This is a genomic window from Ralstonia sp. 24A2, from assembly GCF_051783885.1.
In the GTDB taxonomy this organism is placed as follows: domain Bacteria; phylum Pseudomonadota; class Gammaproteobacteria; order Burkholderiales; family Burkholderiaceae; genus Ralstonia.
In genome coordinates, this window is record NZ_JBPVZD010000003.1 from 959,614 (window position 1) to 972,908 (window position 13,295).

A 13,295-nucleotide genomic window follows, 5' to 3' on the forward strand; every position below is an offset into this window, starting at 1 on the left:
GTGCTGCTGTTTTGGTGTTACGGCTCTTTGGCCACGCTTGGATGCAGGCCGTTGCCGGCGCGTGCGTTGTTGGCGTCTGCCTTGCGTGCGGGCATCGCCCAGACAGAATCAGGCGCACCCTGGCGCGCCCGGCGCAGCGTGGCTCGTGCGAGGGCGACAAAGCCGCACGCAAGCACTAGCGCGCCCAGGTCGAAACCGGCCACGTTCCACTCGCCGCGCGCGATCGTGCGCAGCAGGTGGCCGCCAGTCACGACGGCATTGGTGATAGGCACGAGCACCGCCGCAATGGCCGCGGCGCTTAGCAGTTCCATCGCGCCGCGCGCTGGCGGTCGTACCAGCGCCCACGCAATCGCCGCGAAGAACACCGTGTAGTACGTCACGCCCGTCGAGCGCTCCGGCCACAGCAGCGCCGCCGGGAACATCGCCATCACACCCACGCAGCAGCCGATGCAGACACCCACCGTGGCGCGCGCCAGCAGTTGGTGCACACGCGGCTGATCGAGCTTGCGCTGCTTGCGGCGCGACTCGATCCACAGCAGGTTGCCCGAATAGAAGACGAACGCGCCGGCAATACCCATCACCAGGTACGCCAGGCGCAGGACGATGTCACCGTAGGTGCCGAAGTGCAGGCCGTAGACGAGGCTGAAGATGGCGTGATTGGTGTCGCGTGCATCGGGCGTCTGATCACTGACGAGCTGGCCGCTGTTGGGTTGGCCGGCGGCGGCGTGAATGGCGACGGAGCCGTAGTCGCCCACCGCGCGTGTGCTGCTGCCGCGCACTTCCGCTACGGCGTTGGCATCACCGATGTGCTGGTAGTGGATCGACTTGACGGTGAAGTTGGGGCCGGCGGTTGCGCGTGCGCGCGCCAGCAGTTCCTCTGCCGACAACATCGATGCCGAACGATTGGCGGCTACCACCGTGCCGGCCGCGGTGGTCACGCGCGGCACGGCATCGAACAGCTTGCCGTTGAGTGCCACGCTGTTGAACACCGTCATCAGCACCACGCTCAGGCACAGCACCGGCGCGGTCATCGCAAAGATCAGGTGGAACGGCAGGCTGAACAGGCCGAGCACGTTGTGCACGTCCATCCAGAAACGCTTGAGGTTGCGCCCGGGGCGCACGGCCAGCAGATCCTTCTTCAGGCGCGGCAGGTGCAGCAGCACGCCTGAGATAAGCGCCACGCCATACAGCACCGAGATCACCCCCATGAAGTACATGCCCATGTCTTCCAACCCCAGCGAGTAGTGCAGCCGGTTCAGGAAGTTGGCCAGTTCCCCCTTGGAAGGTTCGAGCGACAGGTCTTTTGGTGTGGTCTTGCCGGCGGCGAGCTTGCTGCCGGTGGTGGTCTGCCAATCGCCCTTGCTGTTCTGCCAATAGGCGGAGAACTCGGGCTCGCCCTCGTTAGGGAGGATCACGTACGCGCTGGCGGCCGCTGCCGGGTGCGTGCGCACCAGCGTGTTCACGAAATGGTCGACATCCGCCGGCGTGGTGGCAACGGCAGCGTGCTCTGCGCGCAAGGGGTTTTGCCACGCATGCAGCTCTTCATGAAAGACCGTGAGTGCGCCGGCAAAGAACGCGATGAACAGCGCCCAGCCAGCCATCAGGCCGACCCAGGTATGCAGCGTCTGATACAGACGAAGGGTTGCGGATTTCATGGTCAGCCGTCAGATGTGCAACAGGCGCGGCAGCCAGAGCACGCCGAATGACAGGAGGTTGGCCGTGCCGAACGCGGCCCATGCGCGGACGCTGGTCGAGAACAGCACGCTCACGCTGATGAAGACAACCCACAGGGGCAGGCAGACGAGCAGTGCGCCAATGAGGCCGCTTTCCCAGCCGCCCGGCAGCCACAGGATCGCCAGCGTGCACAGCGCAATCGACAGGGGCAGGCCGAGCACCGTGCCGGCCAGCCATTTGGTGCCCATGCCATTCATGGCCGCGCCTCCGCAGCATGGCGGCGTTGCTGCACCCACGCGCCCGCCATCGGCCACAGCGACAGCCCGCCCGCCACCACCAGCAACACGCCGATGGTCGCGCCGGCCCAACCGAGCACGTCGTTCCACAGCACCACGGCAATCGCCGCCATCGCCAGTGCGGCCGCGCAGAGCAAACGGCCGCGCACAAGCGAGCCCGGCGCCAGCAGCGCCTGATTAGGCGAGGCCGCGTACAGGCAGCCTGCGGCCAGCAACCCGAGCAGGAGGGCAACACCGTGCATGACAGAGTTCAGTGGAATCAATAACGCAAATGATAATGATTCGCATTGAATGAGGCAAGGCGATGCGGTGTTGCGTCGTAAGGTAGGGCGATATAGGGAGGCGCCGGCACACCCTCACCGGCGCATGTGGGCGTCAGGACAACGCCTGTTCGACAAAATGCAGGCGGTCCTGCCCCCAGAACATGTCGTCGCCGACAAAGAACGTGGGCGCGCCGAACACGCCGCGCGCCACGGCTTCTTCGGTGGTCTTGCGCAGCGTCTGCTTGACGTGGTCGTCCTGCACCAGCTCCATCATCAGCGCGGGAGAAATGCCGGCGGCCTCCAGCACGGCGGCCAGCTCTTTCAGGTCACCGAGGTTGCGCGGGTGCTCGAACATCGCGCTGAAAATGGTAGCGAGGTAGTTGTGAAACTCGGCATCGCTGCGCAGCTGCATGCCCACGGCACCGCGCATCAGTTGCAGTGTGTTGATCGGGAAGTGCGGGTTCTGCTGGATCGGTACGCCAAAGTATTGCGCCCAGCGCTCCAGATCAATGTTGGAGTACCGGCCTTTGGCGGGAATAGTGGCCGGGCTGCTGTTGCCCGTCGCCTGGAACACGCCGCCCAGCAGCATCGGCCGCCAGACGATCTCCGCGCCCTTGGCTTGCGCAATCTTCGGCAGTTGGTGATACGCGAGGTAGCTGTACGGACTGCCCACATCAAAGAAGAATTCGACCTGCTTCATGCGTGTGTCTCCTTGTGTTGTGATGGTCTTACCAGCGCTCGATCCACGGACGCAGATCCAGCTCATGCGTCCAGGCGTCGCGCGGTTGCGTGTGCAGGTACCAGTAGCTCTCGGCGATGTGCTCGGGGTTGAGGATGCCATCCTGGTCTTTCAGGGCGTAGCGCTCGGGAAAGTTCTCGCGGATGAATTCCGTGTCGATCGCACCGTCGACCACGATATGCGCCACGTGAATCCCCTTGGGCCCCAGTTCGCGCGCCATGCTTTGCGCCAGCGCCCGCAGCGCATGCTTTGCGCCCGCGAATGCCGCAAAGTTGGCCGATCCGCGCATCCCCGCTGTCGCACCGGTAAAGAGAATTGTGCCGCGCCCGCGCGTGACCATACGCTTGGCCACCTCGCGCCCGGCCAGGAAGCCGGAGAAGCATGCCATCTCCCAGATCTTGAAGTACTTGCGGGCGGTCTCTTCCAGAATGCTGCTCGGCACGTTGGCGCCGATGTTGAAGACCATGACCTCGATCGGGCCGACGTCGCGCTCGATGTCGTCCACGAGCTTGATGACGTCTTCCTCCTTGCGCGCATCCGACGCGAAGCCGAGCGCCTGGCCGCCTTCCGCATGGATCGCCTCGACCAGCGGTTGCAGCTTGTCGGCCGAGCGGCGTGTGACGCAGGCAACCAGGCCCTCGCGCGCAAAGCGCTTGGCGATGGCGCCGCCCGTGGCGTCTCCTGCACCGATGACGAGTGCTGCCTGCTTGCTGCTTGTCTCCATATCCACCTCGTTTATAAAATAACGGTCGTTACCGTAACGAACGTTATGATACTGGTTGCATAGTGTCAAGCCAGTCGAAGTGCAGGGATAGAGATGCGATACCAACCGGGTCACAAGGAAGAAAAGCGCAAGGAGTTGCTCAAGGCAACGGCCCGCAAGGTCAAGGCGACTGGCTTTGCCGGGACGGGCGTGGATGCGCTCGCGCAGGCTGCCGGCATGACCAGCGGCGCGTTCTATAGCCACTTCGGGTCCAAGTCGGATTGGCTCAAGGCGCTGATCGAGGCCGAACTGGCCGCCAGCCGCGAGATGTGGGCCGGCAATCCGCACGACACGGCGGAGGACTGGCTGCGTTTTGAACTGGACCGCTACCTCAACCTCGCCCACGTGAAGCATCCCGAGGCGGGTTGCGCGGTACCTGGGTTAGCGGCAGAGATTGCGCGCGCAGACACCTCCGTGCGCGCGCTGTATCAAGAGGAAATGCGCAAGGGCCACGCGGTGCTTGCGCAGCGCCTGGGCGATGGCGACGCCGCGTGGGCGATGATCGCGCAACTGGTGGGCGCCATCCACATCGCCCGGGCCATGCCGGACGAAGCCATGCAGCAGATCATCATCGAAGCGAGCAAGCGGTTTCTGCAGGACGCAGTGACGCGCTTGGCCGCCAAGGGTTAGCGCACTACTGCAGATTGCCCCAGCGGGGTACAGCGGGTTCCGCATTGGCCCATTGCCAGGTGTTGCCGTTCTGGCAGGCGTAGATGGTGTAGCCGGGTGCCGTCTTGGGTGCGTCGCCGTCCTGCACGGTGAGGATCGCCTCGCGGCACGTTGCCAACGGCGTGGTGAAGGTGCGCACTAGCACCACCTTGCCGTGCGCCTTGGTGATGCCCATCAGGCGTTCCAATGACCAGTTGAGCGAAGGCGTGCCGTCACTGAGCCGGCCGACGGCGGTGGCCAGCGCATCCTGTTCACTGGCTGCCCACTTGCGTGTGGCGTACTTGATCGAAGCATCGGTGGCCGCGTTGACCGTGACCGCCACGCCATAGGCCACTGCCGGATTGGCCGTCACCGCGCCGCTGGCCACACCTGCCGCCGCGCCCGTCAGCGGCCCGACCGATGAACATCCGGCAACCAGGCCAGCGCAACCCAACAGAAGCCAGCGCAACGTCCTCATTGCAGCGAACCCCATCGCGCGGTGGCCGGCTCGGCGGTGGCCCATTTCCACTGCTTGCCGTCGTTGCAGATCGACGCGATGAAGAAGTCGACCTGTGTGGCCTCGCCGTCCACGGTGAAGAGAATCTCCTTGCAGCTGACGAGCGGCCCGTTGATCGAACGGGTGACGACGACACGCCCGCGTTCATCGGGCTCAAGGGGAATGCGGTGTTTGATCTGCCAGTTGCCGACGGTGTTGTCAGGCAGTGCGCCTGCAATCTGGGCAATCTGATCTTGTGTTTCGGTATGCACGACGCGCTGGCTGTGCTGCAGCGCTGCGCGGGCGCCGGCTTGCACGCCCAGGCCGATACCGGTGGCCACTGCGGCGTTGTCGGTCACCTTGGCAGCGAGGGCCGCGCCACCGACACCGGCCGCGGCCGTCGTACCTTCTGACATGAGAGAACTGCAGCCGCTGAGGACAGGCGCGCTCAGGGCGAGGGCACAGCCCAGCATCCGTGCGGATGTGAACCAAGGTGTGCGCATGGGGGGCTTCCAAATCTGCAACGCGCTTGATTCTAAGGGATGTCACTGCCCGGAAACGGTTGTGTGGCGCGGATTCCCACAATTGTTTTCAGTTGGCGCGGGTCACCTATACTGTTTCGCCCAACGTCAATCCGTGCGCTTCCACCAGTTCTCCGCTGGTGATGGCGGGTGGTGTTACTAGCAGCGCATCGAATGTCGCCAGCGCGCGCTGTACGGGTTCGGAAGCCATGTGCGCCTTCCACGCAGCCCGGTCGCGATAGACCTCGTGCATGAGAAACACGTCCGGCTCGTCATGCGCGCGATAGAACGAATACGCCAGCGTACCGGGCTCCTCGCGCGCCAATGCCACCAACATTGAGAGCTGCTGGCAGAGGGCGTCGACGGTTTCGGGCCGCGCCCGCAGTCGAACGATCAGCAGATACATGCTTCACCTCAGAGTTAGGAAGACGGGGCTGCCATCTTTCCTGGTCAGGCGAGCGAGGTCTTGTAGAAATGCGTCTTCGATTGCGCATCTTGTCGATAGCGCAATGGCGATTGCCCGGTGAGCGATCGAAACTCCCGATTGAACTGCGGCTGGTCGTAGTAGCCATGCGCGAGTGCGGTGTCGAGCAATGGCAACTGCGGATGCAGATGCAAGGCGCGCACCGTGTGCTGGAACCGTACCAGCCGCCGGAACGCGACCGGCGGCAATCCTTCCGCCGCCAGGAAGCGGCGCTCCAGCTGCCGCCGGCCAAGGTGCAAGCGTGCGGCCAGCGCATCGATGGAGGTGGTATGCGGCGCGGCATAGAGCGCGGCAACCGCTGCCGTCACCTGGGCATCGGCGTGCGCGGGTGCCAGCCGTGTAAGCAGAAACGCATCGATCAATGTGACGCGCTGCGAGAAATCGGCGGCCTGCGCCACCTGCTCGCGCCAATCGAGCGCTTCGCGGCCCCACAACGCATCGATCGGCGCCTGTGTATCCAGCAACCGGCCGATGGATTCGCGGACCAATGCACCCCATCGGCCCGCGCGAATCCGTATCGCCGTGAAGCCGATGTCATGGGTTGATGCCAGCGCATACGGCTGCAGCCGTACGCAGAGCATGTGCGCGGAGGGCAGTGCGGCTCCGCTCTCGCTATGAAACGGCTGGCGGTGATGCAGAAATACTTCGGCGCCTGTGCCGGGCAGGAGTCTTGGTAGCGCGATGCGCTCGCCCGGCGCGGCTTCCCAGCTCCAGTAGCGGTCGATGTACGGGCGTAGTGCGGGATGCGGGCGTGCCATCTGCGTTTGCACGGACTCTCCTCTGGGCGGTCGAAATGCCATTGTGTAGCGGGGTGGTTGCCGCTGTCCGCGTTTACGGTTGGCAGAGCGTCTCCAGGTGCGCGGTCAGCGCGTCGAACACCACTCGCACGCGTGTCGGTACCGGCCCGCGCTGCGGGCGGTAGACGTGAAGCTTCCACGATGGGGGCTCGAAGCGCCGCAGCACGCGCACTAGTTCGCCGCGTTCAACATGCGGGCGCAGCAGGTACTCCGAGGTTTGCATGAAGCCCAGGCCCGCGCACGCGGCTTGCACCTCGGTCTCCGGATCATCGGTTACGAAGGCCGTGTGGCGGGGCTGGATCTGGGTGTCACTACGGAAGGCCCACGGCCAGGCACGGCCATCGGTGCGGTTGATGAGCGTGGTGACCGGCAGCGCCAGCAGTGCGTCGGGCGTCTTGGGTTCGCCCACGCGGGCAAGCAGCGCGGGCGCGGCCACCACCCATAGCGGCACGCTGCCGATCGAGCGCGCCACGAAGCGGTTGTCGCCGATGAAGCCAACGCGCACGCCCACGTCGATCTGCTCATCGACGACAGCGGACGGGGTGTCTGACAGGCGAAGGTCTGCGACAAGGCCGGGGTGTTGCTGCATCAGCGCCGTCAGCACGGGCATGACATAGGTGCGCCCCACGTGCGAAGGCGCCGTGACACGCACGATGCCGCCCGCTTCTGCCGCCTTGGCCGACGAGGCATCGAACAGGCCATCGACGGTCTGCAGCGCGGTCTGCGCCTGTGCGGCGAAATCCTGCCCGTAGCGCGTGATCTGCACGCTGCGCGTGTTGCGGTGAAAGAGCGTCTCGCCCAGAGCGTCTTCCAACTCGCGCACCGCTCGCGTGACGGCCTGCGGCGATACGCCGAGCCGGGCAGCCGCTTCTCGAAACGTCGTCGCACTGGCGGCGGCGGTGAAGATGCGCAGCAGTTCAAGCCGGTCTTGCATGGCAACCCCTTGAATTCCAGAAATAGGAATTTTGTTTGCCGGATTATTCCATTTATTTGCTGCGCGGGCCTACCCATACTTGGCTCCAAGCCTGGCAGCGCCGACGGATTGGACGATTCAGCGGGCGCCAGATCAACAGAACTCACGGCAAGGAGCCGGCAATGAACGCAGCAACCCAAACCAACACGCAATCCACGCAATCCGCACAACTGAAGGACAAGGTCGCCCTCGTGACGGGCGCCAGCTCGGGCATCGGGCACGCTTCGGCCATTGAACTGGCCAAGCGCGGCGCCAAGGTGGTCGTGGCCGCACGGCGCAAGGCAGAACTCGACGCGCTGGTGCAGACGATTCGCGCACACGGCGGTGAAGCCACCGCCATTGAAGCGGACGTCACGCGGGAAGACGACATCCGCAATATGGTCGACTTCACCGTCAACACCTACGGGCGCCTGGACATCGCCTTCAACAATGCCGGCACCGAAGGCGTGTTCGCGCCCCTCACCGAGCAGACCGACGCCACCTACGACAAGGTGTTCGATCCGAACGTGCGCGGTGTTTTCCACTCGATGAAGTACGAGGCCGAGGTGATGCTCCGCCAAGGCTCAGGCAGCATCATCAACAACGCATCGATGGGCGGTGTGATCGGCTTTGAGAACGCGGGCCTGTATATCGGCACCAAGCATGCGGTGATCGGCATGACGAAGACGGCATCCATCGAATGGTTCCGCCGGGGCATCCGCGTCAACGCGCTGGCACCGGGGCTGATCGAGACACCGTTCCACCATCGGGGCATCTGGCCGTCGGCTGAGGCCATGTATGACTTTGCCGCCGGCACACCAGCCGGCCGCGTTGGCAGCGCGCAGGAAATGGCGACGATCGTGGCCTTCCTCGCCTCGGACGATGCGAGCTTTGTGTCGGGCCACGCACTGGTGGCCGATGGTGGGTATTCGGTTGCCTGAATCGGGTGATCTATGCGGCGGAGCGCTCGCCTTCGCCGCACATCTGCCGTCGATAACGTTCCGGCGAGAACCCGACCTGCTTGCGGAACATCGCAATGAACGCCGAGGGTGTTCCATAACCCAGCGCCAGAGCAATGTCCTGCACGGAGCGATCTTCCTTGAGCCACACCAGCGCGCGCAGCAGACGCACGCGGTTGCGCCACTGCACGAAGCTCATGCCGAGTTCGGCCTGGAAGCGGCGTGCAAGCGTGCGCTCGGTGCTGTGCACGCGCTCTGCCCAGGCTTGCAGCGTGGTGTTGTCGGCGGGCTCCAGGCGGATGGCCTGGAGAATGGGTTCGAGCTGGCGGTCCTGGCTGTCGGGCAGATAGCTGTCGGTGTGCTCGGCGCGGGTGAGCAGTTCGAGCATCAACTCGAACTGGCGCAAATCCCAGGCGTCTTGCATGACCGACACGCGGCGCGCGGCAAAGTCTTCAAACAACGCGCGCACCAGCGGCGTTTGCGCAATCAGGCAGCCTGTCGCGGGCAGGCGCTCGGCCAGTGATTGGGCCACGTACACCGAGATGAAATCCGTCGCCTGCCGGATCGATGCGGAATGCGGCACGTTGGCCGGCACCCAGATCAGGTATTCCGCCGGCGCCGTCAGCTTGTGTGCGTCCACGGTCGCCTCCATCAGGCCGAGGCTGATGCGGCAGAGCTGGCCCCAAGGATGGGTATGCGGCTCAACGGCGGTCTCGGGCTCGAAGTGGTTGTAGCGGAAATAGAACGGCACGCCTTTCGGCACGTGCAGATCGGCTTCGCGGTAGGCAGAGGCGGTGTACATGTTGTCGCCTTTGATACGTCAGATTGTCTGGTTCGCATTATATGTTCCGAACCAGACATCACTACACTTCGAACATCGTCTGACAACGGAGGCCGCTGTGCCTGTGCTGTATCCCCTGCTGGCGGTGTTGATCTGGGCTGCCAACACCATTGTTTCGAAGGCGGCGGCCGGTGTGCTGGACCCGGCGGCCATCTCGCTCTATCGCTGGTTGCTGGCGGCGTGCGTGCTCACGCCGTTCTGTGTGCGGCCGCTGTGGCGCCAGCGTGCGGAGGTGGCGGCGCAACTGCCGCGCTTTGCCGTGCTCGCGCTGCTGGGCATGGTGATGTACCAGTGCCTGGCGTACTACGCTGCGCACAGCACGAGCGCCACCAACATGGGTGTGATCGGCGCGTTGATCCCGATGCTGGGGCTCATCATCAACCTGGTGGTGTTCCGCCAGCCGGTGGGCGTGCAGGCAGTGACGGGCGTGGTGGTGTCGCTGCTGGGCGTGCTGTATCTGCTTGGCCGGGGGCATCCGGCCACGTTCCTCGACGGCGGCGTCAACCGCGGTGACGTGCTGATCCTCATCGGCGCGACCGCGTACGCGCTGTACAACATCCTCTATCGCCGCTGGGCGTTGCCGTTCGGGCAATGGCTCAACCTGTATGTGCAGGTGCTGATTGCCGTGGTGTTTCTGGTGCCGCTGGCCTTCACGGCGCAGAGTCTCGCGATTCCGCGTCAGGGCATCGGGCTCGTGGTGTTTGCGGGTATTGCTTCGTCGATCGCCGCGTCGTATTTGTGGATGCTGGGTTTGAAGCGCATCGGCAGCGAGCGCACGGCAGTGCTGATGAACCTGATGCCCGTTTTCACGGCGGCCATGGCGGCGGTGATACTGGGCGAGACCGTGCGCAGCTATCACTGGATCGGTGGTGGGCTCGTGCTGCTGGGCGTGAGTCTGGCGCAGGGCATTGTCCGCCTGCCTGTTGGACGTTCAGGCGCCCGAGCTTGAGCCCGCACTGATTTCACCCGGCGCAGCGCGAGGGTTGGCGGTAAAATCGAACGCACGACGGGCGTGCTTGCAGCGCCCGTCTCGTGTTCGAGAACCCCATTCGCCTGACCCTTGCCAGACCATGAAGCGCAGCGCCGGAGCCGTCACCGTTGATGATGTTGCCGCGCATGCGGGCGTGTCCATCAAGACCGTCTCGCGCGTGCTGAACCACGAGCCCAACATCAGCGAGAAGACGCGCGCCAAAGTGGTTGAGGCGATGCAGACGCTCGACTACCGGCCCAACCCCGCGGCCCGGCGGTTGGCCAGCAAGCGCGCCGACATCATCGCGCTGGTCTACGACAACCCCTCCGACAACTACATCGTCAACATCCAGCACGGCGCGCTCGAAGCCTGCCAGGCGCTCGACTACAGTCTGCTGCTCACGCCCTGCAACTACCGCGATCCGAACCTCGCCGAGCAGATCATCCAGAGTGTGCGCCAGCGCGCGCTGGCGGGGCTGATCCTCACGCCGCCGGTGTCGGATGTGGCGTCGTTGGTGCATGCACTGGACGAGGCTGGTGTTGACTACGTGCGGTTGGCGCCTGCCGATCGCCAGCACAAAGGTTTGTCCGTCAACACCGAAGACCGTGCCGCCGCGCGCGATATGACGTTGCACTTGATCGGCCTGGGGCATCGCCGCATCGGCTTTGTGGTGTGCGATCCGGACCACGGTGCGGCATATCAACGCGTGTTCGGCTACCGCGACGCGATGGCGCAAGCGGGTATCGCCGTCGATGAGCGCTTGGTGGAGCAGGGCGAGCACTCGTTCGAATCTGGCGTGGCCTGCGCCGAGCGGCTGCTGTCATGTGAGCCGCGCCCGACCGCCATCTTTGCCGGCAACGACGATATGGCCGCCGGTGTACTGCGTGTGGCGCAGGCACGCGGCATCAAGGTGCCGGAAGAACTCTCTATCTGTGGCTACGACGATACACCGCTCTCGCGCCAGCTCTGGCCGGCCCTCACCACCGTGCGCCAGCCGATTCAGGCGATGGCGCATGCGGCCGTCGAGCAGCTCATCGCAATCCACCGCCCGCATCTGCCCGGGCTGAAGCCCCACTCGGTGCACGAGAATCTGCAGTACGAACTGGTGATTCGCGAATCAACCTGTTCGCCAGCGCGCTGAGGCATTGGCCCGGAGGCGACTGCGGCATGACGTCAAGCGATTGCCGTCAACCCAATGTGGCGGCCGCATGAGGTGCGGCGGGCAATTGGTCAACCCACCCGTCGGAGGGTGGTGGCGCGCATATTCGGGCGGTTATGTTAACGAGTCGTAATCTATTGGTATTTTGTTGGTCCGAGACGGACATAGTCCTTGAGGTTTCGCTCAAAAATATCGAGAATTGCCCATCACAGGCTAGGCAATCTTTGGGAAAAGTGACGGAAAAGTCAATGCGTGTAATCCCGTCGACTTCTTCTTCCATTCGCGCGGTTCGTCACCAAGCTGTAACGTCTTCGCGGCCTCATGGCGTGGAGCAGTTTGAGATGCCAGCCAACAGAGCGCGCGGGCCCGAGTGCATAGGATAAACAAGCGCGATTAAAAAAGTGATCTCGGGTGCGGTTGTTTGCAAATGATTGGCAGTTTTTCAGGACGGAAAGAAGTGATGAAGAATGATAATGCGGCGGCGTATCGGGACGATGATCTTTTGGGTTTTGATTTGAAAGACTTGATGCTGCGCTGCTGGGAATTGCGTCGACGGATCATTTTGCTTGCCGCCGTTTTTTTTGTGCTGTTTTTTGCGCTTTCCTTCTGGGTGGGTCGTCAATATTCCAGTGAAGGTTTTTTACGCGCACCGCGTAAATTTGCGGAATTCAACGCGCAAAAGGCAGCCTTCTGGGATGGTGAGACGCTGCGTCGTTACCTTGAAGCGAACAAGAAGCTTGACGACGTAAACGGTCGCTATCTGCTTGGGGCGCTGAGCGAGCGCTTTGTGCAGGCGCACCTCCAAGCGGTACAACCCTTGTCCAAGGACGATTTGCGTTACATCACTGACGCAAAGGCTGCGCTTGAGGCTGTTGGCATCCTAGGTTTCTCGATTTCGTTCAAGGCTCAGTCACCGGAAAATGCCCAGGCGCGTGTTCAACTGCTGGGTGATTTCGTCAAGGACACCATGCTGAACGAAGATCTGCTGGATGCGATTGACACTAAAGTCGGTGAAACCAAGGCGAAGAAACAGCAGATCGACAACCAGATCATCCAAAAGCGATTGGCTTTGGCGCAAGCCGCTGCCCGACTTGACGCGGCGCGCGCCATCGCAGGCAAGTATCCCGAGGCGTCCAAGATGGAAGCGCGCCAGTTGCTCTCGACGGGCAACGACAATGATTCCTCACGCTACCTGTCTCCCGTCGCGCAGCTCGTCGGGATCGAGACCGAGATCGCCAACCTGAAGTCGCAGTTGACGTTGCTGGAGCGCGATGCCGACCAGAATGCACTGCGCAACGAGTTTTATGAACGGATTGATCAGCGTAGCCGACAGGTGCAAACCGGCAATGGCTTGCTGGCTGAGTTCGTGAAGATCGGCCAGGACGTCTTCAAGGGCAAGAATCTTCAGGACGACAAGACGCGTGAGGTCTACAACCAGATCATGCTGGTCGCTGAGCAGATGCGTACCAAGCACATTTCGGAAGCGCGATTCGTGTCGGGCCCTACATTGCCGGACACCCGTTCTGGCCCAGGTGCCTTGGTTCTAGCCCTGTTGTCGCTGATTGGCGGGATTGCACTGGCGTCCGCGATCACGTTGTTGCTGGACAAGGTACGCAAGCCCAATACCGATAGCGAGCAGGCCGAAGAAGAGATCGGCCACGAAGATAATCTGAGGCCCGTTCGCGCCGCCTGATCTTTCTGCGCTTGACAAAAAAAAGCCCGGCTACCATGCC

General features: G+C 63.3%; 16 protein-coding genes. 5 read left to right on the forward strand and 11 right to left on the reverse strand.

Translation table 11 applies throughout. The annotated features are described in order from the left end of the window. Positions 1–17 precede the first annotated feature (17 nt). The 5 genes from ACS13N_RS21775 to ACS13N_RS21795 all read right to left on the reverse strand — a co-directional run bounded on the left by ACS13N_RS21775 (position 18) and on the right by ACS13N_RS21795 (position 3,696). Positions 18–1,655, reverse strand: a complete 1,638-nt coding sequence (locus ACS13N_RS21775; protein WP_438933678.1) for a PepSY-associated TM helix domain-containing protein — start codon at positions 1,653–1,655, stop codon at positions 18–20. A gap of 9 nt (positions 1,656–1,664) precedes the next feature. After that, complete coding sequence (locus tag ACS13N_RS21780) at positions 1,665–1,931, reverse strand: hypothetical protein (RefSeq protein ID WP_438933679.1); 267 nt, start codon at positions 1,929–1,931, stop codon at positions 1,665–1,667. Then, positions 1,928–2,212 carry a hypothetical protein gene (locus ACS13N_RS21785; protein ID WP_438933680.1) on the reverse strand — a complete coding sequence of 95 codons (285 nt, stop codon included), beginning with the start codon at positions 2,210–2,212 and terminating at the stop codon, positions 1,928–1,930. Before ACS13N_RS21785 ends, ACS13N_RS21780 begins: the two co-directional genes overlap by 4 nt. Before the next feature lie 133 nt (positions 2,213–2,345). Then, positions 2,346–2,933: a 2-hydroxychromene-2-carboxylate isomerase gene (locus ACS13N_RS21790; protein WP_438933681.1), complete on the reverse strand. Its 588-nt coding sequence runs from the start codon at positions 2,931–2,933 to the stop codon at positions 2,346–2,348. A 28-nt stretch (positions 2,934–2,961) separates the two neighbouring features. Continuing rightward, the gene (locus ACS13N_RS21795; RefSeq protein ID WP_438933682.1) at positions 2,962–3,696 is read right to left on the reverse strand and encodes an SDR family oxidoreductase; all 735 of its coding nucleotides are present in this window, start codon (positions 3,694–3,696) and stop codon (positions 2,962–2,964) included. 93 nt (positions 3,697–3,789) lie between these two features. Between ACS13N_RS21795 and ACS13N_RS21800 the strand changes: the two genes are divergently transcribed. Beyond that, entirely contained in the window at positions 3,790–4,365 is a 576-nt protein-coding gene (locus tag ACS13N_RS21800) for a TetR/AcrR family transcriptional regulator (protein ID WP_438933683.1), read from the forward strand. 4 nt (positions 4,366–4,369) lie between these two features. Here the strand turns inward: ACS13N_RS21800 and ACS13N_RS21805 are convergent, their stop codons facing one another. The 5 genes from ACS13N_RS21805 to ACS13N_RS21825 all read right to left on the reverse strand — a co-directional run bounded on the left by ACS13N_RS21805 (position 4,370) and on the right by ACS13N_RS21825 (position 7,615). Beyond that, on the reverse strand, positions 4,370–4,861 hold the full coding sequence (locus ACS13N_RS21805) for a hypothetical protein (protein ID WP_438933684.1): 492 nt from the start codon (positions 4,859–4,861) through the stop codon (positions 4,370–4,372). Then, positions 4,858–5,352 carry a hypothetical protein gene (locus ACS13N_RS21810; protein WP_438934468.1) on the reverse strand — a complete coding sequence of 165 codons (495 nt, stop codon included), beginning with the start codon at positions 5,350–5,352 and terminating at the stop codon, positions 4,858–4,860. The genes ACS13N_RS21805 and ACS13N_RS21810 overlap by 4 nt, the downstream gene beginning before the upstream one ends. Positions 5,353–5,488: 136 nt before the next feature. Continuing rightward, positions 5,489–5,806 (reverse strand): putative quinol monooxygenase, encoded by a 318-nt coding sequence (locus tag ACS13N_RS21815; protein WP_438933685.1) that lies wholly within the window; start codon positions 5,804–5,806, stop codon positions 5,489–5,491. A gap of 44 nt (positions 5,807–5,850) precedes the next feature. Next, the gene (locus tag ACS13N_RS21820) at positions 5,851–6,654 is read right to left on the reverse strand and encodes a helix-turn-helix domain-containing protein (protein ID WP_438933686.1); all 804 of its coding nucleotides are present in this window, start codon (positions 6,652–6,654) and stop codon (positions 5,851–5,853) included. A 61-nt stretch (positions 6,655–6,715) separates the two neighbouring features. Then, positions 6,716–7,615: a LysR family transcriptional regulator gene (locus tag ACS13N_RS21825; protein ID WP_438933687.1), complete on the reverse strand. Its 900-nt coding sequence runs from the start codon at positions 7,613–7,615 to the stop codon at positions 6,716–6,718. Between the two features lie 161 nt (positions 7,616–7,776). On the opposite strand from ACS13N_RS21825, the gene ACS13N_RS21830 reads away from it, so the two are divergent. Continuing rightward, the gene (locus ACS13N_RS21830; RefSeq protein ID WP_438933688.1) at positions 7,777–8,574 is read left to right on the forward strand and encodes an SDR family NAD(P)-dependent oxidoreductase; all 798 of its coding nucleotides are present in this window, start codon (positions 7,777–7,779) and stop codon (positions 8,572–8,574) included. Between the two features lie 10 nt (positions 8,575–8,584). Here the strand turns inward: ACS13N_RS21830 and ACS13N_RS21835 are convergent, their stop codons facing one another. Then, complete coding sequence (locus ACS13N_RS21835; protein ID WP_438933689.1) at positions 8,585–9,394, reverse strand: AraC family transcriptional regulator; 810 nt, start codon at positions 9,392–9,394, stop codon at positions 8,585–8,587. Positions 9,395–9,491: 97 nt separating this feature from the next. Between ACS13N_RS21835 and ACS13N_RS21840 the strand changes: the two genes are divergently transcribed. The 3 genes from ACS13N_RS21840 (at position 9,492) to ACS13N_RS21850 (ending at position 13,255) form a co-directional block, all read left to right on the forward strand. Continuing rightward, positions 9,492–10,382 (forward strand): DMT family transporter, encoded by an 891-nt coding sequence (locus ACS13N_RS21840; RefSeq protein WP_438933690.1) that lies wholly within the window; start codon positions 9,492–9,494, stop codon positions 10,380–10,382. 121 nt (positions 10,383–10,503) lie between these two features. Then, positions 10,504–11,544, forward strand: a complete 1,041-nt coding sequence (locus tag ACS13N_RS21845) for a LacI family DNA-binding transcriptional regulator (RefSeq protein WP_438933691.1) — start codon at positions 10,504–10,506, stop codon at positions 11,542–11,544. 478 nt (positions 11,545–12,022) lie between these two features. Further along, entirely contained in the window at positions 12,023–13,255 is a 1,233-nt protein-coding gene (locus ACS13N_RS21850; protein ID WP_438933692.1) for a hypothetical protein, read from the forward strand. Positions 13,256–13,295 lie beyond the last annotated feature (40 nt).

Excerpts from the sequence above, each read along its gene's own strand:
- ACS13N_RS21775 (WP_438933678.1), bottom strand. The coding sequence starts at position 1,655 with ATGAAATCCGCAACCCTTCGTCTGTATCAGACGCTGCATACCTGGGTC.
- ACS13N_RS21780 (WP_438933679.1), bottom strand. The coding sequence starts at position 1,931 with ATGAATGGCATGGGCACCAAATGGCTGGCCGGCACGGTGCTCGGCCTG.
- ACS13N_RS21785 (WP_438933680.1), bottom strand. The coding sequence starts at position 2,212 with ATGCACGGTGTTGCCCTCCTGCTCGGGTTGCTGGCCGCAGGCTGCCTG.
- ACS13N_RS21790 (WP_438933681.1), bottom strand. The coding sequence starts at position 2,933 with ATGAAGCAGGTCGAATTCTTCTTTGATGTGGGCAGTCCGTACAGCTAC.
- ACS13N_RS21795 (WP_438933682.1), bottom strand. The coding sequence starts at position 3,696 with ATGGAGACAAGCAGCAAGCAGGCAGCACTCGTCATCGGTGCAGGAGAC.
- ACS13N_RS21800 (WP_438933683.1), top strand. The coding sequence starts at position 3,790 with ATGCGATACCAACCGGGTCACAAGGAAGAAAAGCGCAAGGAGTTGCTC.
- ACS13N_RS21805 (WP_438933684.1), bottom strand. The coding sequence starts at position 4,861 with ATGAGGACGTTGCGCTGGCTTCTGTTGGGTTGCGCTGGCCTGGTTGCC.
- ACS13N_RS21810 (WP_438934468.1), bottom strand. The coding sequence starts at position 5,352 with ATGCTGGGCTGTGCCCTCGCCCTGAGCGCGCCTGTCCTCAGCGGCTGC.
- ACS13N_RS21815 (WP_438933685.1), bottom strand. The coding sequence starts at position 5,806 with ATGTATCTGCTGATCGTTCGACTGCGGGCGCGGCCCGAAACCGTCGAC.
- ACS13N_RS21825 (WP_438933687.1), bottom strand. The coding sequence starts at position 7,615 with ATGCAAGACCGGCTTGAACTGCTGCGCATCTTCACCGCCGCCGCCAGT.
- ACS13N_RS21830 (WP_438933688.1), top strand. The coding sequence starts at position 7,777 with ATGAACGCAGCAACCCAAACCAACACGCAATCCACGCAATCCGCACAA.
- ACS13N_RS21835 (WP_438933689.1), bottom strand. The coding sequence starts at position 9,394 with ATGTACACCGCCTCTGCCTACCGCGAAGCCGATCTGCACGTGCCGAAA.
- ACS13N_RS21845 (WP_438933691.1), top strand. The coding sequence starts at position 10,504 with ATGAAGCGCAGCGCCGGAGCCGTCACCGTTGATGATGTTGCCGCGCAT.
- ACS13N_RS21850 (WP_438933692.1), top strand. The coding sequence starts at position 12,023 with ATGAAGAATGATAATGCGGCGGCGTATCGGGACGATGATCTTTTGGGT.